This is a genomic window from Cobetia sp. MMG027, from assembly GCF_027947415.1.
Lineage (GTDB): Bacteria > Pseudomonadota > Gammaproteobacteria > Pseudomonadales > Halomonadaceae > Cobetia > Cobetia marina.
Genome location: NZ_JAQJIO010000006.1, coordinates 272,843 through 291,875, shown reverse-complemented (window position 1 = coordinate 291,875; position 19,033 = coordinate 272,843). Strand labels below are relative to the sequence as shown.

Here is a 19,033-nt window from a genome sequence, read left to right as displayed (position 1 = left end):
ACAATCTTGTTTGCATCCCTCAGCTGAGGGCTTTTCCGCTCAAGGAGTCAGGCATGTCTATCGAACAAGTGCTGTACCGTGCAGAAGCCACTACCACTGGGGGGCGTGAGGGCAAGTCGCGTTCTTCCGATGGAGCGCTGGATGTCACCCTGAGCACGCCGAAGGAGCTGGGCGGTGGTGGCGGTGAAGGCACCAACCCGGAGCAGCTGTTCGCGGCGGGTTACTCTGCCTGCTTCATCGGTGCCATGAAGCACGTGGCCAGCACTGACGGCGTGACGCTGCCGGAAGGCCTGGAGATCACCGGCAAGGTGGGTATCGGCCAGATTCCGGCCGGTTTCGGTATCGAGGTGGCGCTGGATATCAGCCTGCCGGGCATGGACAAGTCCGAGGCGGATGCGCTGGTCGAGAAGGCGCACCAGGTGTGCCCTTACTCCAATGCGACGCGTGGCAACATCGATGTGACGCTGAACGTCAGCGTCTGATGACTGACGACTGATAGCCAGACACGAAAACACCGCCCCTCGGGGCGGCGTTTTTGATGGTGCGACACGCTCATTGCTCTCGAGCGTGCGAGCCGATCAGACGCCCTGCTCACGCGCCATGCGGCGGGCAATCAGCGGAGCGTTCCACAGGCTGGGCAGCAGAATCAGCGACACTGGCACGGCGGTGACGACGATGAAGGATTGCAGTGCATTGATGCCGCCATCGCCCATCGAGATCAGCAGCGCCGCGACCACGCCCATCATCAGGCTCCAGAACACGCGCACGCCACGCGGCGGATTGTCGTGACCGCTCATCACCATCGAGACGGCGTAGGTCATCGAGTCACCGGTGGTGGCGACGAACAGCGTGGTCAGCACCAGGAACAGCACCGAGATGGTGAAGCCGAACGGCAGTTGCTGGGTGATGGCGATCAGCGCTGCCGGCAGGTTGAAGCCGGTGAACGGGCCGGAGACGCTGCCCGGGTTGCTCAGCTCGAAGGCGAGACCGCTGCCACCGATGATGGTGAACCACAGGCAGGTGACCAGCGGCGAGATGACCGCGATCAACAGCACCATCTGACGCAGGGTACGGCCACGCGAGATGCGCGCGACGAACATCGCCATCAGCGGACCATAGCCGATGAACCAGCCCCAGAAGAACAGCGTCCAGCCATTCAGCCAGCCATCGTCAGCACGGAAGGTGGACATGGAGACGAAGTCGCCGACGTAGCGCACCAGCCCTTGCGGGAAGGCATCCAGCAGGAAGCCGGTCGGGCCCATGATCAGGATGAACAGCAACAGCGCGCCGCCGAGCAGGACGTTGGTGCTGCTCAGGAACTGGATGCCACGGGTCACGCCGCTCACCGCTGACAGGGTGTAGATGACGGTCAGCACGAGCAGCAGGGTGAGCTGGGTCGCGTAGGTATCGGGGATGCCGAACAGCGCATTGAGGCCATAGCTGACCTGCAGGCCGAGGAAGCCGATGGGGCCGACGGTACCGGCGACCACCGCCAGCACGCAGCAGGCATCCACCAGTGCGCCGACGGGGCCACGCATGACGCGGTCGCCGAACAGCGGGTAGAGCAGCGTGCGCGGCTTGAGCGGCAGGCCCTTCTCGTAGTGCAGGTACATGAAGATGATGCCGGTCAGGCTGCCGAGCATCGCCCAGGCCAGGAAGCCCCAGTGCATGAAGCTCTGCGCCAGCGCGTTGTAGGCGGCATCGGCGTTGCCCGTCGGGGCATCGGCGCCGAACACCGGCGGCGGCGAGGTGAAGTGAGCGATCGGCTCGGCCGCTGCCCAGAAGACACCACCGCCCGCCAGCAGCGTGCACAGGATGATGGCCATCCAGCGCAGCGTCGAGATATCCGGCGCGGCGAGTCCGCCCATGCGCACCCGTCCGGTGCGGCCGATGGTCAGCACGATGGCGATGACGAAGGTCGCCAGCATCAGCGCTTGCCAGTAGGCACCGAAGTAGTGGGTCGAGACACCGAAGGCACTCTGGATGAGCGCGGAGACACCGTCGAGATCGACCAGTGCGGCGATGGCGAACAGCGCCAGCACGCCACCACTGATGATGAAGACAGGCCAGTCGATACCTTGCGGGGAGTGTGCGGAATCAGCGGGGGGAGTTACCGGTGTGGCGGAGCCGGACGAAACAGTCCGGGAAGAATCCGTCATTAGTCAGCCTCTGGGCATGATCTGAGTGACGGTGCAGTGTATCAGTCGAGACAGAAGGAAATAGGCGATAAGCGGTTGTTTTTACACCTATGTAACGCGACGTATCATCAAGCCTACAGCCGTTTTACATTCTTGGCGCGCCGTAACATGACGCATCCTTCGAGTCGTGCCCCTTCGCGCCGCTTGTGCCCTCAGTCCCTCTCCTCATGAAGACGCCGCCCTGGAGGGCGGCGTCTTCTTTCTCGTCATCGGATGACATGGCCCTGCCTATCCTGCCGGGCGAATCATGTCGGGCGAACCATGTCAGCCAAAGTCATGTCGGATGAGTCATGAGGATGAATCAGAGTCCTTGCTCGCGGGCCATCCTGCGCGCGATGCCGGGCGCATTCCACAGGCTCGGCAACAGGATCAGCGAGACCGGCACGGCGGTGACGACGATGAAGGATTGCAGCGCATTGATGCCACCATCGCCCATCGAGATCAGCAAGGCTGCCACCACGCCCATGATCAGACTCCAGAACACGCGCACGCTGCGTGGCGGGGCGTCATGCCCACTCATCACCATCGAGATGGCATACGTCATCGAGTCGCCAGTGGTGGCCACGAACAATGCCGACAGAATCAGGAACATCACGGACATGATGAAACCGAACGGTAGCTGCTGGGTGATGGCGATCAAGGCCGCCGACAGGTTGAAGCCGGTGAACGGGCCGGACACGCTGCCGGGATCGGCCAGCTCGAAGGCCAGACCGCTGCCACCGAGAATGGTGAACCACACGCAGGTCGCCAGCGGCGACAGGAGAGTGATCAACCACACCATCTGGCGCAGCGTGCGGCCCCGCGAGATACGCGCGACCAGCATCGCCATCAGGGGTCCGAAACCGATGAACCAGCCCCAGAAGAACAGCGTCCAGCTGTTCAGCCACCCAGTGTCCGCGCGAAAGACCGCCATCGGCGCGATGTGTTTCAGGTAGTCCACCATGCCCAGCGGGAAGGCCTTGAGGAGGAATTCCGTCGGTCCCATGATCAGGATGAACAGCAACATCGCGCCGCCGATCAGCACATTGGCGCTGCTCAGGAATTGAATGCCGCGCATGACACCACTCACCGCTGACAGGGTGTAGACGGCGGTCAACATGGCCAACAGCACCAGTTGCGTCGTGTAGGTGTCGGGAATGCCGAACAGCGCGTTGAGCCCGAAGCTGAGCTGGATGCCGAGAAAGCCCACTGGCCCCACGGTGCCCGCGATGACCGCCAGCACGCAGCAGGCATCCACCAGCGCTCCCGCAGGTCCTCGCATTACCCGGTCGCCGAACAGCGGATAGAGCAGCGTGCGCGGCTTGAGCGGCAGACCCTTCTCATAGTGGAGGTGCATGAAGACCACGCCGGTCAGGCTGCCCAGAACCGCCCAGCCGAGAAATCCCCAGTGCATGAAGCTCTGCGCCAGCGCGTTGTAGGCAGCATCGAGATTGCCCACGGCGGCGTTCGGGCCGAACACCGGTGGCGGCGAGGTGAAGTGGGCGATCGGCTCCGCCGCTGCCCAGAAGACGCCACCCCCCGCCAGCAATGTGCACAGGATGGTCGCCATCCAGCGCGGCGTGGAAATGTCCGGCGTGTCCAGGCCACCCAGCACCACCCGTCCCGTGCGACCGAACGTCATGCCGATGGCGACAAGGAAGGTGGCGATCATCAGCGCCTGCCAATAGGCACCGAAGTAGGCGGTCGAGAGATCGAAGGCATGCTGGATGAGCGACGAGACGCCCTCGAGATTGACCAGTGCGGCGATCACGAACACCGCCATCACGCCACCGCTGAGGAGGAAGACGGGCCAGTCGAGGCCCCGGGAGGAAGCGCGGGAAACAGGGGTAGGGGCTGCTGAAGTTGCGGCGCCGGACGAAAGGGTCCGGGTGGTATCCGTCATTTATCTGCCTCTGGGCATGGTCTGATTAGCCGGGCAGTCTATCAGCCACACCCTTGGCATCGCTGTGACAAGTCCATGATTTTACTGCTGTGTTACGCGAAGTATCACCAAGCCCACAGCGGCATTACATTCTGCCCAACACAAGGACACCGGATTGCCACTCGCCGTGCCTGCCAACTCCTGAGAGGATGAAGCTGACACGTGAGGCATTGCCTGCCCCGCCCCCTCCTTCATCCGCGATAGTGCTCCCTCGATACCATGACATCGCCTCGCCGCCGTGATTTCACCCCCTCGATGAAACTGCGCAACCAGCGTCTGCTTCAGGACGTGACCTGCTCCCGGAGCGCACCGCTCGATGTGGCCTTCGTGCTGCTGGAGCACTTCTCCCTCCCCGCCTTCACCTCCGGGCTGGATGCGCTGGTGACTGCCAATCTGCTCCGTGACGATCCCTTCTATCGCCTGCACACCTGTGGCCTGAACGATGGCAGCGTACGCAGCGATCTGGGCATCGACATCATGCCCGGCCTGACGCTTGCCGAGCTGGACCCCGCCCAGTGCGATCTGCTGATCGTGTGCGGAGGCTATCGCGTGATGCTGGAAGAGATCCCGAAGCTCAACGACCTGCTGCGCCGTGCCGCCCAGCAGGGCTGTCGCCTGGGCAGTCTGTGGAACGGCAGCTACTTCCTGGCCTCGGCCGGGGTGATGGAGGGCCATCGTTGCACCATTCACCCCGAGAACGCGGCGCTGTTCAGCGAGACCTTCCCCGCGCTCGAGCTGTCCCGAGCCCCGCTGGTCGTCGAGGAAGCGCGTCTCAGCAGCGCCAGCGCCGCCAGTGCGCTGGACATGATGCTGGAAGGCATGCGTCAGCGTCACGGAGAGGATCTGGCGCGCAGCGTCGAGGAGATTCTGGCCTGCGAGCGCCCGGCCACGCCCAGTCCGTGGCATGTCGAGCAGACGCTGCCCGCACCGGACAGTCACCTTCCCGAGGCACTGCGCTCCATCCTGGAGTTGATGAGCAGCAACCTCGAGGAGCCGCTGAGCATGACCGACATCTCGCACTGCGTCTCCCTGTCGCGGCGCCAGATAGAGCGGCTTTTCACGCGACATCTGGATACCACGCCATCTCGCCATTATCTGGAGATGCGCCTGACACGCGCCCGCCAGCTGCTGACCCAGGGCAATGCCAGCATCACCGATGTCACCGTGGCCTGCGGCTTCGTCAGCACCACACATTTCAGTCACTGCTTTCGGGATTACTTCGGCATGTCACCGACGCGCGCTCGCCAGAGATGCTGACAGTCCCTTGCCACTGATGAGCCCCAGAAACGCAGAACGCCGCCCCGAAGGGCGGCGTTCTGCGTTGCGACGTCTTGTGCTCACGGGGCTTTCACGGCCTCGCTTCATGCACACATCAGGCGGAAGCCGTCTGCAACTCGCGGCGCTCATGGCGCTGCCCGAGCAGGAAGACGATCAAGCCGGCGATGGCCATGGCCACCCCGACCAGGCCGATGGAGGAGTGGGACGGGCCATACGCGAAGGCCAGGCCACCACACCAGGCGCCCAGCGCATTGGCGATGTTGAAGGCCGCATGATTGAGGGTCGCCGCCATGGTCTGGGCGTCTTCCGCCACATCCATCAGGCGCATCTGCAGCGCCGGTGCCAGGCCGATGCCCGTGCCGACCAGTCCGACGAACAGGATACCGCTCCAGACACCGTCGGCGGCGAAGTAGAAGCCACCCTGTACCAGCGCGCTCCAGATCAGCACGGCAGGAATGGTGCGCATCAGGTCGATGTCCGCAGCACGGCTACCGATCAGGTTGCCGATGATGGTGCCTACCCCGAAGACGGCCAGCACCATCGGCACCAGGTTCTGGGACAGTCCGGCCTGGACGTTGAGCGTCTCCACCGCATAGCTGTAGACACTGAACATGCCGCCGAAACCGATGCAGGCGATGCCGAGGGTATAGAGCACCCGCGGCTTGATCAGCGCGGCCAGCTCGGTCAGCGGCGTCGCGTTCTGATTGCCTGCCTGATAGGGCACGAAACCACGCACCAGCACGGCCGTCGCCAGCGCCAGCAGGCCGACGAGGAGGAACGCGGAATGCCAACCGAACAGACTGCCGAACCAGGTCGCCGCTGGCGCCCCGATGAGAATCGCCACCGTCAGCCCCATCATCACGCGCCCGACGGCACGGCCACGCTCGCCGGCGGGAGCAGCATCCGCCGCCACCAGTGCGGCCACCCCCAGATAGACGCCATGCGGCAGCCCCGCGATGAAGCGCAGCGCGGCGAAGCTGGTCAGTGAGGGGGCCATCAGGCTGGCCACGTTGCTGAGCGCGAACAGCAGCATCAGGCCGATCAACAAGCCACGCCGCGGCAGGCGTGCGCCAAGCGCCGAGATCAGCGGAGCACCGACCACCACCCCCATCGCATAGGCGCTGATGGCATAGCCGACCTGCTGGGATGACACCTGAAAGTCCGCGGCGATGTTGGGCATCAGCCCCATGATCACGAATTCGGTAGTGCCGATGGCAAAGGCACCGAGTGCCAGCGCCAGTTCGGCGATGCGCGGATGGCGCGCAACGGGGGAGGCAGACATGTCCGGGTCTCCTGAAACTTGAAAGGGGATATCACCCGTGTCCGTGCTCATCCGCAGCACCGCTGACAGGTGCAGGCCACGGATGGCATTGCCTGCGCATGGCTGGCGCTACGCAAGGCAAAAGACCGCGCGCCATTCATCATCTGCCAGGAAGGCGGGAATGAATGGCGCGCGGGACAGGTAACAGGTGATGCGCTCGTGCGTGGCGTCTCTCTTGGACGCCTGCTGCACGTCATGGCGCTGCTCTATCGTCTGGCAAACGGTATTGCGGCAACCCTCCTCAAGTTGCCTTGGGCGAGGCGTCAGCAAACCGTGCGATCCCTCATGGGCCCGAGCCGACTCGCGGGCTGGCCGATGCTTGAGCGATCAATGAAATATACGACCATTGTTGCAGATAACGCCACGCCGGCCCAACCGATTCATCACGACAACTGTGGTGCCGGAAGTGCAACATCGGTACATGACACCGTCATGTCTGCCTGCAGCCCAAGCAGGGGTGAGTGTGCGATAATGCGCCGATTCAGCGACAGCAAGCGGATCCCTTCCATGTCTTCGACATCATCAGCACCCTCCACTGCCGCCAGCAACGCCCGTGGCACTCTCTACATCATTTCCGCGCCCTCCGGCGCCGGCAAGACCACACTGGTCAAGGCATTGCTGGAGCGCATGGACGGCATCGGCGTATCCGTCTCGCACACCACCCGCGGCCAGCGCCCGGGCGAGCAGGATGCCGTCAACTACCACTTCGTCGATGTCGATCACTTCAAGACGATGATCGAGCAGGGCGACTTCTTCGAGCACGCCCAGGTCTTCGACAACTTCTATGGCACCTCGCGTCCGGCGGTCGAAGCTCGCCTGAGCAAGGGCGAGGACGTCATCCTCGAGATCGACTGGCAAGGCGCCCAGCAGGTACGCGCCCAAGTGCCGGAAGCCGTCTCCATCTTCATCCTGCCGCCGTCGCGTGAAGCGCTGCTCGAGCGTCTGTCCGGCCGCGGTACCGATGGGGAAGACGTCATCGCCCGGCGCATGCGTGACGCCGTCAGCGAGATGTCCCACTACGACGAATACGACCTGATCGTCATCAACGATGATTTTACTCAGGCATTGGACGAGCTGTGCAGTCTGATCACCGCCGAGCGCGCACGCCGCCCGCGCGTCCAGGCGCGCCATGCCGCATTGCTGGACTCCCTGCTCGCCGGATGACGCCCGTGCACGAAGTCCAGGCATGACAAGGACTTGTTGCGGCCTACGGTGCTGATCATGCGCGCTCTGGTCGCTTACGCCGCCGAGAGCGCGCCATGTCGCGCCACCGGATAGCGCCCTACTTGTCACGCCACAAGGGCGTCGAGTAGACTCGATTCCCTTTCAGAATCATTGGCCGCTGCGCTGTCTCGCCCCTGGCGGGCTGGCGCAGCGGCATTGTGCTTGCGTCGTGTGCGAGATACTGTCAGATGATCAGGGTATGCGGCCCCTAGCGGTCGCGGCACTCTGCGCTGATTACACGCCGACAGCGAACCCCCGAATATCCCGCTATTGAAGGTGCACTGCCATGGCCCGCGTAACCGTAGAAGATTGCCTCGAGAACGTCGACAACCGCTTCCAGCTGGTGATGATCTCCACTCGTCGTGCCCGTCAGCTGTCACGTGGCAGCCGCAACGCCCAACTGCCGTGGGAAAACGACAAGCCGACCGTGCTGGCCCTGCGCGAAGTGGCGGCGGGTCTGGTCAACCGCGACATCCTGAATGAGCCGGTCGAAGCTCCGATCCAGCGCAAGCCGGTACTGCCGCAGATCGAGGACTGAGCCCCGGCTCTCCCTCTCCTGTACGTGTGCTGATCCGCACCTCCAACGTCGCGCCATCATGGCCATCACGCGGGGTGCGGGCCCGGAACCACCTTGAGCCAAGGCCGCTGAATGTTCACGATCGATGACCTGGCAGACCGCCTGGGCGGTTATCTTCCCGAGGAAGAGATCCGTCAGGTTAGGCGCGCCTTCTATTACGCCGAGCAGGCCCACGATGGCCAGCGCAGGCGTTCCGGTGAACCCTATGTGACCCACCCGCTGGCGGTGGCGAACATTCTCGCCAACATGCACATGGACCATCAGAGCCTGATGGCGGCCATGCTGCACGATGTCATCGAAGACACCAGCGTGACCTTCGAGGCACTGGCCGGCCAGTTCGGCGAGCCGGTGGCCTTGCTGGTCGATGGCGTCTCGAAGCTGACCCAGATCACCTTCGAGGACAAGGCCGTCGCTCAGGCCGAGAACTTCCAGAAGATGGTGCTGGCGATGTCCCAGGACATCCGCGTCATCATCGTCAAACTGGCCGACCGTCTCCACAACATGCGTACCCTTGGTGCCCTGCGCCCCGAGAAGAAGCGGCGCATCGCCCGTGAGACGCTCGAGATCTACGCCCGCGTCGCCAACCGCCTCGGTATCAACACCATCCGTGTCGAACTGGAAGATCTGTCCTTCCAGGCGCTGCACCCGATGCGCTCCGAACGCATCAAGCGTGCCGTCACCGCCGCGCGTGGCAATCGTCGTACCCTGATGCGCGAGATCCAGGCCAGCCTGCAGAACGCGCTGGAGCGCGATCAGCTGCCCGGCTCGGTGATCGGCCGTCAGAAGCATCTGCTGTCCATCTACCGCAAGATGCGTGACCAGCAGAAGCCCTTCAATGAACTGATGGACGTGTTCGGCTTCCGCATCATCACTGATGACGTGGACAGCTGCTATCGCATCCTCGGCGTGGTGCACAATCTCTACAAGCCGGTACCGGGTCGCTTCAAGGATTACATCGCGATCCCCAAGGCCAATGGCTACCAGAGTCTGCACACCACGCTGTTCGGCATGAACGGCATGCCCATCGAGGTACAGATCCGCACCCGCGAGATGGAAGCGATGGCCAACAACGGCATCGCGGCCCACTGGCTGTACAAGGCCGGGCAGACCGACCGTCCCATCGGCGCGGGCAGCCACGCACGTGCCCGCGAGTGGGTACGCGGCCTGCTCGAGATGCAACGCCATGCCGGCAACTCGCTGGAATTCATCGAGCACGTCAAGAACGACCTGTTCCCCGATGATACCTACGTGTTCACCCCCAAGGGCGACATCATGGAGCTGCCGCGCGGTGCAACGGCGGTCGATTTCGCCTATGCGGTGCACACCGATGTCGGCAACAGCTGCATCGCCTGTCGCATCGATCGTCATCTGGCGCCGCTATCCTCGCCACTGGAGAGCGGCCAGACCGTCGAGGTCATCACCGCACCGGGCGCCAAGCCCAATCTGGCGTGGCTCAACTTCGTCACCACCGCCAAGGCGCGTTCCGCCATCCGCCACTACCTCAAGCATCAGCAGCGCAGCGAGTCCGTGGCATTGGGCCAGCGCCTGCTGATCAAGGCACTCGCCGGCCTGGACATCACCCTCGAACAGCTGCCGCCCCAGCGCCTGGATACCCTGGCGGCGGAGCTTGAGCTGGAAGGCGGGCGTGATGATCTGCTCGAGTCCATCGGTCTCGGTACCCGCGCCGCCTACAGCGTGGCGCAGAGCCTGCTGAACGACAGGATGAGTCCCGCGGCACAGCAGCCCAAGTTCTCGGCCAAGGATGGCAACGTCCAGCCGGAGGACAGTGGCATCGGGCCGATGCAGGTCAGTGGTGGCGACAGCATGGTTACCAGCTATGCACGCTGCTGCCACCCGCTGCCGGGAGAGCCCATCATGGGCCACCTGTCAGCCGGCAAGGGCCTGGTGGTCCATCGTCAGGAATGCAGCAATCTGACCGAGCTGGCCAGCGATCCGGAGCGTGTCTTCCCGCTGACCTGGGCCGAGCAGATCGAAGGCGACTTCACCGTCGCCCTGCGCATCGAAGCCCAGACCCAGCGCGGGCTGATCGCCGAGCTGGCCGAACTCGTCACCGACGCGGAAGCCAATATCGAACGCATCGGTATCGAGGAGCGCGACGCTCACCTGGCCATCGTCAATCTGACCCTGGCGGTACGTGATCGCATTCATCTGGCACGCATCATCAAGCGCATGCGCAACCTGTTGCACGTGGAGCGCATTACCCGCGTCATCAGTTGATCGGATTCAAGGCCGCGTCGTTCGCCACCGGCGGGCGGCGCGGTTTTCGTTTTTGGGACTTCCGCAAGGTCGTCCATGGACACGACGGGCCTTTGCCCGACACCTCGCCGAGACAGGCGAGCAGCGCACTCACAAACACAATCGCAATTCACTGTCACAAGGCAACTGGCACAAGACCAGTAGGAAAGACAGTCACAAGGAGCACAACATGAGCAATCGCGCGATCATCAACACCGACAAGGCACCCGCTGCCATCGGGCCGTACTCCCAGGCCATCAAGGCGGGCAACACCGTCTATCTCTCCGGCCAGATTCCGCTGGACCCGCAGACGATGGAAGTCGTCGAAGGCGGTATCGAGGCGCAGGCGCGTCAGGTGTTCACCAACCTGAGCGCCGTGTGTGAAGAGGCCGCCGGCAGCCTGGGCGACATCGTCAAGCTCAACCTCTACCTGACGGACCTCGATGACTTCGCTCGCGTCAACGCGGTGATGGAAGAGTTCTTCAGCGCGCCCTTCCCGGCGCGTGCCGCCGTCGGCGTCAAGGCACTGCCCAAGGGCGTGGCCTTCGAAGCCGAAGGCGTGATGGTCATCGGCGACTGATCACGGTGGATCTTGCCGCCTGATCTGCCGAAACGTCTGACCTGCTGAAACGTGGTCTGCTGAAACGACAGTGCCCGCCCCGGAAACTCGGGGCGGGCACTGTCAGTTATCGGGCCAGGCAGCCCTAGCTCCTCCCGGCGTCTCGACTTGTCCACAGCCGGTCAGGATGCGTCACGCGCGACCTCCTGTGGACAAGTCAATCGCCGTGCGGCGCTCAGCGCCCGGAAAGCTCGCTCTCCGGTACCGTCACGCCATGTTCCTTGAGCACCTCGGCATAACCCTCGCGGAAGGTCGGGTAACGGAAGCGATAGCCACTCTCGAGCAGCAGCGCATTGCCGCAGCGCTTGCTGGAGCGACGCCGCAGCGGCGACTGGATCACCTCGGTGGATTCGACCTTGAGCTGACGTGCCAACCACGCCATCACCTCGTGCAGCGGTGCACCATCACAGTCGGTGGCCAGATAGATCGGCTCGACCGGCTTGCCCTCTAGGCTCAGCGCGATCAGGTGCGCCAGCACGCCCGCGCAGTCGTCACGGTGGATGCGGTTGGAGTAGAGTGGCGGGTTGCTGGCGGCGATGCGACCATCGCGCGCCTGGCGGATCAGCATGTCGCGGCCCGGCCCGTAGATGCCGGAGAAGCGCACCACGGTGCCGTTGAGCGAGGAATCGAGCAGTGCCTGCTCGCCTTCGCGCATCAACTGGCCCGAGAAGCTGGTGGCATCGGTGGGCGACTGCTCGTCGACTTCCTCGCCATCCTTCTGGGCGTAGACGGAGGTCGAGGACACGAACAGCACGCGGGTCGGCGGATTGGCGCGCGACTCGAGCTCCGTCACCAGCGCCCGAATGCCATCGACGTAGGCGGCGCGATAGGCCTCTTCGTCGAAACGGTCGGCGCTCAGCACATGTACCACCGTGTCGGCATCTGGCAAGCTGGCCAGTGCACCTTCGGCAGTGATGTCCAATGCCAGCGTCTCGATGCCGAGATCCGCCAGCCTGGACACATCGCGCCTGACACCGATGACGTGCTGACCGGCCTTGAGCAGTTCGCGCGCCAGCGCGCTGCCAACGTCGCCACAACCGAGGATGAGACTCGTCTTCTTCACCTTTGCCGTGCTCCTTGGTAAAACGAATCGGTACCCACCGCATCCCAGGATGCCAGTTCCGGGCAGGAATCATGACTCTAACAGAACTCCGCTACATCGTAACCTTGGCCCAGGAGCGTCATTTCGGACGCGCCGCAGAGCGCTGCTTCGTCTCGCAGCCGACCCTGTCGGTGGCCGTCAAGAAGCTGGAAGAGGAGCTGGGAGTCGCACTGTTCGAGCGTTCCAAGTCCACCGTACAGGTCACACCGCTCGGCGAGAAGATCGTTCAGCAGGCCCAGCGCGTGCTGGAACAGTCCAGCGTGATCAAGGAGCTGGCCAATGCCGGCAAGGATCAGCTCTCCAGCCCGTTGCGCATCGGCGCCATCTATACCATTGGACCTTACCTGTTTCCGCATCTGGTGCCGGAACTGACGCGGCGTGCGCCGAAGATGCCGCTCTACATCGAGGAAGGCATGACCGGCGATCTGCGCCGCAAGCTCAGAAACGGTGAGCTGGACATCATCATCGTGGCGCTGCCCTTCACCGAGACCGACGTGCTGACCAAGACGCTCTACGAAGAACCCTTCGAGGTGCTGTTGCCGTCGGGTCACGCGCTGCTCGAACAGGACAGCATCGCCAAGGAGCAATTGATCAATGAGCGTCTGCTGATGCTGGGCGAGGGCCACTGCTTCCGTGATCAGATTCTCGAGGCGTGTCCGGCCATCGGCCATCAGATCAACAATCCCGAGAACACCCTGATCGCCGAGGGGGGCTCGCTGGAGACCATTCGTCACATGGTCGCCTCAGGCCTCGGTATCACCGTGCTGCCCTACTCGGCCACCGGTACCGGCCATTACGAGAGCGGCGTGCTCGAGACACGTCCCTTCAAGGACCCCGCCCCCAGCCGCAGCGTGGCCCTGGCATGGCGTGCCAGCTTCCCGCGCCCCAAGGCGATTGACGTGATCAGCCAGGCGATCGCCGAGTGCTCGACCCGCGCCCGCCAGAGCAACGAGAACGGCATGCAGGGTTCCGCTTCCCAGAGCCACGAACCGGCATGAGCAGGGCGGGCACGGACGCCTCATCTGCCGGGCCCGCCAGCGCCGGTGTCTTTGCCACCGGCGCGCTGGCGCAACCGCTGGACAGCCTGAGCGGGGTCGGCCCCGCGCTGAGCGAGAAACTCTCGCGGCTGGGACTGGAGCGCGTGGCGGACCTGCTCTTCCACCTGCCGCTGCGTTATCAGGACAGGACTCGCGTCACCCCCATCGGCACGCTCAAGAGCGGCATGGAGGCGGTGGTGGAAGGCGAGGTGACGGCCTGCGACATCGTCAAGGGTCGCCGGCGCAGCCTGCTGGTGCGCCTGCGCGATGGCAGCGGCATCCTCAGTCTGCGCTTCTTCCACTTCTCTCCCGCCCAGCAACAGCAGTTCCAGCGTGGCCACAGCGTGCGCTGCTTCGGTGAGGCGCGTGCCGGGGCCACCGGTCTCGAGATCTATCATCCGGAATACCGTCTGCTCGGTCAGGGCGCGGCCCCGGTGGAAGACCACCTCACCCCCATCTATCCGGCCACCGAAGGACTCAATCAGGCGCGCCTGCGCGGCTTGATCGGCCAGGCCCTCAAGCAGCTCGAGGAGACGCCCCATGAGCTGCCGGACCTGATCCCCGAGGCCCTGCGCGCACGCTTTCGCCTGCCCGGGGTGATCGAGTGCCTGCGTTTCCTGCATGAGCCGCCGCCGGATGCGCCCGTCGATCAGATGAGCGACGGCGTGCATCCCAGTCAGCGGCGTCTCGCCCAGGAAGAACTGCTCGCCCATCAGCTGAGCCTGCGGCAGGTGCGAGCGCGCATCCAGCAGGATGGCGCCCCCTCGTTGAGCGCCAGCGGTGGCCTGAGCACCCGCTTTCTTGCCCAGTTGCCCTTCTCGCTGACCGGCGCCCAGCGCCGTGTGCTGGATGAGGTACGCCGTGACCTGGCGCGCGAAGTGCCGATGCTGCGCCTGGTGCAGGGCGACGTGGGCTCGGGCAAGACGGTGGTGGCGGCAATGGCGGCCCTGATCGCCATCGGTGGTGGCTGTCAGGCCGCCTTGATGGCCCCCACCGAGATCCTCGCCGAGCAGCACTATCGCAACTTCCGCGAATGGCTGGAGCCACTGGGCATCGAGGTCGCGTGGCTGGCCGGCAAGCTCAAGGGCAAGGCGCGGCTGGATGCCAAGGCGGCCATCGCCGATGGCCGGGCACGCATGGTGGTCGGGACTCACGCGCTGTTCCAGGCCGACGTGACCTTTCAGCGCCTGGGGCTGGCGATCGTCGATGAGCAGCATCGCTTCGGCGTGCATCAGCGTCTCGCCTTGCGCGAGAAGGGCGAGGCCGGCGGCCTGACCCCCCATCAGCTGATCATGACCGCCACGCCGATCCCGCGCACTCTGGCGATGAGCGCCTACGCGGATCTCGATCTCTCGGTGATCGACGAGCTTCCCCCGGGGCGTACCCCGGTGCAGACCGTGGCAGTGGCCGACCCGCGGCGCCCCGAGGTGGTCGAGCGCATTCGCGCCGCCTGCGCCGAGGGTCGTCAGGCCTATTGGGTATGCACGCTGATCGAGGAATCCGAGGTGATGACCTGTCAGGCCGCCGAGGTGACGCGTGACGAGCTGACCGAGGCGTTGCCGGAGCTGTCCATCGGTCTGGTGCACGGCCGCATGAAGGCGGCCGAGAAGGCCGAGGTGATGGCGGCGTTCAAGGAAGGCGAACATGACCTGCTGGTGGCCACCACGGTGATCGAGGTCGGGGTCGATGTGCCGAATGCCAGCCTGATGGTGATCGACAACCCCGAGCGTCTCGGCCTGTCGCAGCTGCACCAGCTACGCGGGCGTGTCGGGCGTGGCAGCACCGAGAGCTTCTGCGTGCTGCTCTATCATCCGCCGCTCTCTCAGCACTCCAGGCAACGCCTGGCGGTGATGCGCGAGACCACCGACGGCTTCAAGATCGCCGAGAAGGACCTGGAGCTGCGCGGGCCCGGCGAAGTGCTGGGCACGCGCCAGACGGGGCTGGCGGGGATGAAGATCGCCGATCTCGAGCGCGACAGCGACCTGATCGCCCCGACCACCACCCTGGCCGACGCCATTCTCACTGAGGCCCCCCAGGCCGCGGAGCCCCTGATCCGCCGCTGGCTGGGGGAGGCGGCTGGCCAATACGGCGCCGTCTGAGCGCCCTGTCCACCTGTCCCCCAACGCACTCGTTCACCTGGCCACTCGTTCACCTGGCCACTTGCCAGCCGCGCCAGCCCTCAGCTGGCGCGGCTGGCCTTGATCAGCTGGGTGCCGGCACTTTCCAGCGGCTGCAACAGCCGCAGCACCAGAATCAGCTGTGACAGCGCCAGGCGCCCGGTGGTGGACTCGACCTGCTCGATCTCGGCCTCCAGCGCCGCGATCTCATGATCGCTTTCCAGCGTGAGGGTGATCTCGCCGCCCGCCTCCAGCTGCTCACCCAATGCCGTCAGCTGCTGGCTCAGGCGCTCGCCATGGCGCAACAGCGTCTCGATGCCGCTGCTGGCGGACGAGGTGGATTCCAGCTCGCCACGATGCGCCGCCAATGCCGACAGATACCCCAGCGCGGTATGGGCATGGAGCAGGAAGCCGAAGCCCGGTTCCACGTCACGCCGGAAATGGCCCGGCTCCTTGCGCGCCGTCGCCAGCAGGCTCGAGAAGGCGGCGTCGGCATTGTGGGCATTGCGCCGCGCCAGGCGGTAGGCCAGGTCATCGCGCTTGCCGTGACGATACTGGGACAGCACCTCCCCCAGATAGCGCCCGCTGGTCTTGAGGCTGACACCGGCCTGACGATAGAGCTTGCGGCCCTGCCAGTCCGGCAGGATCAACACCACGGAAAGCCCCGCCAGCAGGCCACCGACCAGCGTATCGAACAGTCGCGGCCAGATGAGATCGAAGCCATCACCGACCTGGTTGAAGCAGGCCAGCACCATCAGGGTGATGGCCGCCGTCGCCAGGGTGTAGCGTGACCCGCGCGTGGCGAAGAACAGCACCCCCGCGACCACGGCGATGCCGGCCTGGAGGGTGGGGGCCGGGAACAGGCTGATCAGCGCCCAGCCAGCCAGCAGGCCGATCAAGGTACCGACGATGCGCTGAGCCAGGGTGCGCCGGGTATCGCCGAAGCTGGGCCGGCAGACGAACAGCCCCGTCAGCAGAATCCAGTAGCCCTGGGTCGGGTGGACCGCCAGCAGCACGCCATAGCCGGCCACCAGGGTCGCGGTCAGGCGCAGCGAGTGACGGAAGATCGGCGAGCGCGGGGTCAGATGGCTGCGAATGCGCTCGAGCATGTCCCGCGTGCCGTGAGGCGAGCGATCCAGCAGGCTGTTGTCGCTTTCACTGCTGCTGGCTTCCAGATCGCCGAGTCGCTCGATCTGCCCTTCGATCAACCGCAGGTTGCCCGCCAGCGCCTCCAGCGCCTGCATCAGATGACGCCATTCAGGCCGATGCTGCTGCTTGAGATACTCGAGCGAGGCGTTGAGGTCTTCCAGCGCCTGCTGGCTGTCACTGGCCTCGAAGGGCTGACGCATCAGCAGCGCCCGGCCCAGCCCCTTGCAGGCGCCGCCCTGCTGCTCCAGCAGGCGCTGACAGCGGAACAGGATATCGTGGTGGAAGAAGGCATCACTGAGCTGGCCATAGGGGTAATGGCTCGAACTGGCCCGCTCATGAAGGTCCTGGGCGATGAAGTAGAGCCGCAGGTAGCGATCCAGCTTGCTGGTGTCGCGCCGCCCGGCGAGACGCCGGAAGACCATCTCCTTGGTCTGGTTGAGCGCCACGACCACGCGACCATTCTGCTCCGCCAGCGCCAGACGACGCGCCGAGCGATCCACGTTGCGCAGTGGCTCGAACAGCTGAGCCTTGAGAATCAGATAGCGGCCCAGTTCACGGTAGAGGGTCGCCATGCTGTGCTTGAGCGGCTGACGCGAGAACAGCGCGCACCACAGTACCGACAGCAGGCCATACCAGGTCGCGCCGATCACCAGCAGCAACGGCTGGACCAGATTGATGCCCAGTCCCGGCTCACGCAGCCACTCGGGCAGGCTGCGTTCCAGCAGCGCGATCTGCCCATCGCCATGCTGCTGCTCGAGACTGATCATGGTGTACACGGCCAGAATCAGCGAGGCGCGGGCGATGGCCCCGTAGCGGGCATCGATCGCCGCCAGCATCGGCAGAGTGAAGGTGGCCAGCGCCAGGCCGATCACGAAGGGCAGCGGCATGCCGAACAGCAGCTCCACCGAGACGGCGGCGATGCTGAAGCAGGCCAGCGTCATGCCCAGCGCGCGCAGTCGCCCGCGCCAATGGTCATCCGTTTCCGCCAGTCCCGAGGCAATCACGCCGAGAAACAGCGGGATCACCAGCGCCATCTCGTCCAGCCAGAACCCTACCGCCATCACACCGCCCAGCGCGATGAGCATGCGCAGCGAATAGCTGAAGGCATCCAGCGTCCACAGTCGACGCAGAGAGTGGATGAGCGAGTGTTGCAGGGAGCGTGTCATGAAGTGTTCCGTGACCAGGGCGCGAGCAGCGCATTAGACTTTAGATTTATGCCGCTAGCATACCACCCTGTTCTGCCGTGTCCGATAGCTCCGGCTCACACAAGCGTTGGCAAGCGCTTCAGGCGCCAAACTCTCCGTCCGTGCCACTCTACCCACTCATGCTACCCACTCATGCCTACCCCGGATTTCATGGAGAACACCGATGCACCCACTCATCGAACGTGTCACTGGCGCCCTCGGGCTGTCACCGGAGATTGCCGAACAGGCGGTCGGCCTCATTCTCAAGTTCGTGCGTGAACAGGGCCCGGATGGGCCGGCGGCATCACTGCTGGGGGCCATTCCGGGCGCCGAAGGGTTGATCGGCAGCGCTGGCGAGGAAGCCGCCGAGTCCGGGGGCGGTGGCCTCATGGGCGGCCTGATGGGGGCGGTCAGTGCATTCACCGGAGGCAGCGGAGGGGGAGCACTGGAGCTGGGCCAGAAGCTGATGGGACTGGACCTGAACATGGATCAGGCACGTGGCGTGGCCGATGAGACGCTGAGCTATGCGCGCGAGCTAGCCGGCGATGGTGTGGTCGACCAGGTCATCGAGGGCATCCCGGGCCTCAAGCATCTGCTGTGACACCTTGCGTGCCCTCACGAAAAACGCCCCGCTGAGCAGATCAGCGGGGCGTTTTTTTCGGTCACTACGGCATGGCCGTCGGTTCAGCGAATCCGCTTGAGCAATGACTGCAGACGATTGAGCTGGGCGGAATCCCCGACCAGACGCACGCGCTGCTCCATCATGCCATTCAAGAAGGCCTTGGGAGACGGCTTGAGCAGGAAGGCCACCGCACTCTCAGCATCCGCGAAGCGCAGCTCAAGCTCCGTATCCACCGGCAGACCGGTGCCGGAGGTCACACCTTCCCGAGACATCCGATAATGACGCGCGATGCTCAGATCCTCCGTGGCAACGCCCCAATCCAGCGAACGCGTCTCGAGCTGAGCGCGAAATTCGGGGTCGCGCCGGAAGGCACGCTTGAGCAGCAGGCCCAGTACCCACAACAGCAACTTGAGCTTCATGGCGTCATT

15 protein-coding genes are annotated in these 19,033 nt (G+C 64.6%); 9 read left to right on the top strand and 6 right to left on the bottom strand.

Annotated elements, in window-relative coordinates:
* Nucleotides 1–53 precede the first annotated feature (53 nt).
* A complete protein-coding gene (locus tag PJK54_RS10490) occupies nt 54–482 on the top strand; it encodes an organic hydroperoxide resistance protein (RefSeq protein ID WP_077379887.1) in 429 nt (142 codons plus the stop codon).
* A gap of 96 nt (nt 483–578) precedes the next feature.
* Here the strand turns inward: PJK54_RS10490 and PJK54_RS10485 are convergent, their stop codons facing one another.
* Together PJK54_RS10485 and PJK54_RS10480 are read right to left on the bottom strand one after the other, a co-directional pair.
* Complete coding sequence (locus PJK54_RS10485) at nt 579–2,159, bottom strand: BCCT family transporter (RefSeq protein ID WP_077379885.1); 1,581 nt, start codon at nt 2,157–2,159, stop codon at nt 579–581.
* Between the two features lie 340 nt (nt 2,160–2,499).
* Nucleotides 2,500–4,080: a BCCT family transporter gene (locus PJK54_RS10480; RefSeq protein ID WP_271302768.1), complete on the bottom strand. Its 1,581-nt coding sequence runs from the start codon at nt 4,078–4,080 to the stop codon at nt 2,500–2,502.
* 294 nt (nt 4,081–4,374) lie between these two features.
* On the opposite strand from PJK54_RS10480, the gene PJK54_RS10475 reads away from it, so the two are divergent.
* Entirely contained in the window at nt 4,375–5,376 is a 1,002-nt protein-coding gene (locus PJK54_RS10475) for a GlxA family transcriptional regulator (protein ID WP_255304485.1), read from the top strand.
* 115 nt (nt 5,377–5,491) lie between these two features.
* On the opposite strand, the gene PJK54_RS10470 is transcribed toward PJK54_RS10475, so the two are convergent.
* Nucleotides 5,492–6,679, bottom strand: coding sequence for an MFS transporter (locus tag PJK54_RS10470; RefSeq protein WP_077379879.1), 1,188 nt, complete (start codon nt 6,677–6,679; stop codon nt 5,492–5,494).
* Nucleotides 6,680–7,225: 546 nt separating this feature from the next.
* On the opposite strand from PJK54_RS10470, the gene gmk reads away from it, so the two are divergent.
* The 4 genes from gmk to PJK54_RS10450 all read left to right on the top strand — a co-directional run bounded on the left by gmk (nt 7,226) and on the right by PJK54_RS10450 (nt 11,355).
* Nucleotides 7,226–7,882, top strand: coding sequence for a guanylate kinase (gene gmk, locus PJK54_RS10465; RefSeq protein WP_077380016.1), 657 nt, complete (start codon nt 7,226–7,228; stop codon nt 7,880–7,882).
* Nucleotides 7,883–8,228: 346 nt separating this feature from the next.
* Nucleotides 8,229–8,480, top strand: a complete 252-nt coding sequence (gene rpoZ, locus PJK54_RS10460) for a DNA-directed RNA polymerase subunit omega (RefSeq protein WP_077379876.1) — start codon at nt 8,229–8,231, stop codon at nt 8,478–8,480.
* 111 nt (nt 8,481–8,591) lie between these two features.
* A complete protein-coding gene (locus tag PJK54_RS10455; RefSeq protein WP_077379874.1) occupies nt 8,592–10,757 on the top strand; it encodes a RelA/SpoT family protein in 2,166 nt (721 codons plus the stop codon).
* Between the two features lie 208 nt (nt 10,758–10,965).
* A complete protein-coding gene (locus PJK54_RS10450; protein ID WP_077379872.1) occupies nt 10,966–11,355 on the top strand; it encodes a RidA family protein in 390 nt (129 codons plus the stop codon).
* Nucleotides 11,356–11,569: 214 nt separating this feature from the next.
* On the opposite strand, the gene PJK54_RS10445 is transcribed toward PJK54_RS10450, so the two are convergent.
* A complete protein-coding gene (locus PJK54_RS10445; protein ID WP_271302767.1) occupies nt 11,570–12,457 on the bottom strand; it encodes an NAD-dependent epimerase/dehydratase family protein in 888 nt (295 codons plus the stop codon).
* Nucleotides 12,458–12,528: 71 nt separating this feature from the next.
* On the opposite strand from PJK54_RS10445, the gene PJK54_RS10440 reads away from it, so the two are divergent.
* Nucleotides 12,529–13,494 (top strand): hydrogen peroxide-inducible genes activator, encoded by a 966-nt coding sequence (locus PJK54_RS10440; protein ID WP_077379868.1) that lies wholly within the window; start codon nt 12,529–12,531, stop codon nt 13,492–13,494.
* On the top strand, nt 13,491–15,632 hold the full coding sequence (recG, locus tag PJK54_RS10435) for an ATP-dependent DNA helicase RecG (protein WP_077379866.1): 2,142 nt from the start codon (nt 13,491–13,493) through the stop codon (nt 15,630–15,632). Before PJK54_RS10440 ends, recG begins: the two co-directional genes overlap by 4 nt.
* A gap of 80 nt (nt 15,633–15,712) precedes the next feature.
* Here the strand turns inward: recG and yccS are convergent, their stop codons facing one another.
* Nucleotides 15,713–17,965: a YccS family putative transporter gene (gene yccS, locus PJK54_RS10430; protein WP_136939522.1), complete on the bottom strand. Its 2,253-nt coding sequence runs from the start codon at nt 17,963–17,965 to the stop codon at nt 15,713–15,715.
* Between the two features lie 202 nt (nt 17,966–18,167).
* Here yccS and PJK54_RS10425 point away from each other — a divergent pair, with 202 nt between their 5' ends.
* Nucleotides 18,168–18,584 (top strand): hypothetical protein, encoded by a 417-nt coding sequence (locus tag PJK54_RS10425; protein ID WP_271302766.1) that lies wholly within the window; start codon nt 18,168–18,170, stop codon nt 18,582–18,584.
* Between the two features lie 83 nt (nt 18,585–18,667).
* Here PJK54_RS10425 and PJK54_RS10420 read toward each other — a convergent pair whose 3' ends face one another.
* On the bottom strand, nt 18,668–19,024 hold the full coding sequence (locus PJK54_RS10420; protein WP_077379860.1) for a hypothetical protein: 357 nt from the start codon (nt 19,022–19,024) through the stop codon (nt 18,668–18,670).
* Between the last annotated feature and the right edge of the window lie 9 nt (nt 19,025–19,033).

What these genes read in the sequence shown, in the direction of transcription:
- rpoZ (WP_077379876.1), top strand. Translation starts at nt 8,229, where the DNA reads ATGGCCCGCGTAACCGTAGAAGATTGCCTCGAGAACGTCGACAACCGC.
- PJK54_RS10450 (WP_077379872.1), top strand. Translation starts at nt 10,966, where the DNA reads ATGAGCAATCGCGCGATCATCAACACCGACAAGGCACCCGCTGCCATC.
- recG (WP_077379866.1), top strand. Translation starts at nt 13,491, where the DNA reads ATGAGCAGGGCGGGCACGGACGCCTCATCTGCCGGGCCCGCCAGCGCC.
- PJK54_RS10470 (WP_077379879.1), bottom strand. Translation starts at nt 6,679, where the DNA reads ATGTCTGCCTCCCCCGTTGCGCGCCATCCGCGCATCGCCGAACTGGCG.
- PJK54_RS10490 (WP_077379887.1), top strand. Translation starts at nt 54, where the DNA reads ATGTCTATCGAACAAGTGCTGTACCGTGCAGAAGCCACTACCACTGGG.
- PJK54_RS10440 (WP_077379868.1), top strand. Translation starts at nt 12,529, where the DNA reads ATGACTCTAACAGAACTCCGCTACATCGTAACCTTGGCCCAGGAGCGT.
- PJK54_RS10475 (WP_255304485.1), top strand. Translation starts at nt 4,375, where the DNA reads ATGAAACTGCGCAACCAGCGTCTGCTTCAGGACGTGACCTGCTCCCGG.
- PJK54_RS10420 (WP_077379860.1), bottom strand. Translation starts at nt 19,024, where the DNA reads ATGAAGCTCAAGTTGCTGTTGTGGGTACTGGGCCTGCTGCTCAAGCGT.
- PJK54_RS10485 (WP_077379885.1), bottom strand. Translation starts at nt 2,159, where the DNA reads ATGACGGATTCTTCCCGGACTGTTTCGTCCGGCTCCGCCACACCGGTA.
- yccS (WP_136939522.1), bottom strand. Translation starts at nt 17,965, where the DNA reads ATGACACGCTCCCTGCAACACTCGCTCATCCACTCTCTGCGTCGACTG.
- PJK54_RS10480 (WP_271302768.1), bottom strand. Translation starts at nt 4,080, where the DNA reads ATGACGGATACCACCCGGACCCTTTCGTCCGGCGCCGCAACTTCAGCA.
- gmk (WP_077380016.1), top strand. Translation starts at nt 7,226, where the DNA reads ATGTCTTCGACATCATCAGCACCCTCCACTGCCGCCAGCAACGCCCGT.
- PJK54_RS10455 (WP_077379874.1), top strand. Translation starts at nt 8,592, where the DNA reads ATGTTCACGATCGATGACCTGGCAGACCGCCTGGGCGGTTATCTTCCC.
- PJK54_RS10425 (WP_271302766.1), top strand. Translation starts at nt 18,168, where the DNA reads ATGCACCCACTCATCGAACGTGTCACTGGCGCCCTCGGGCTGTCACCG.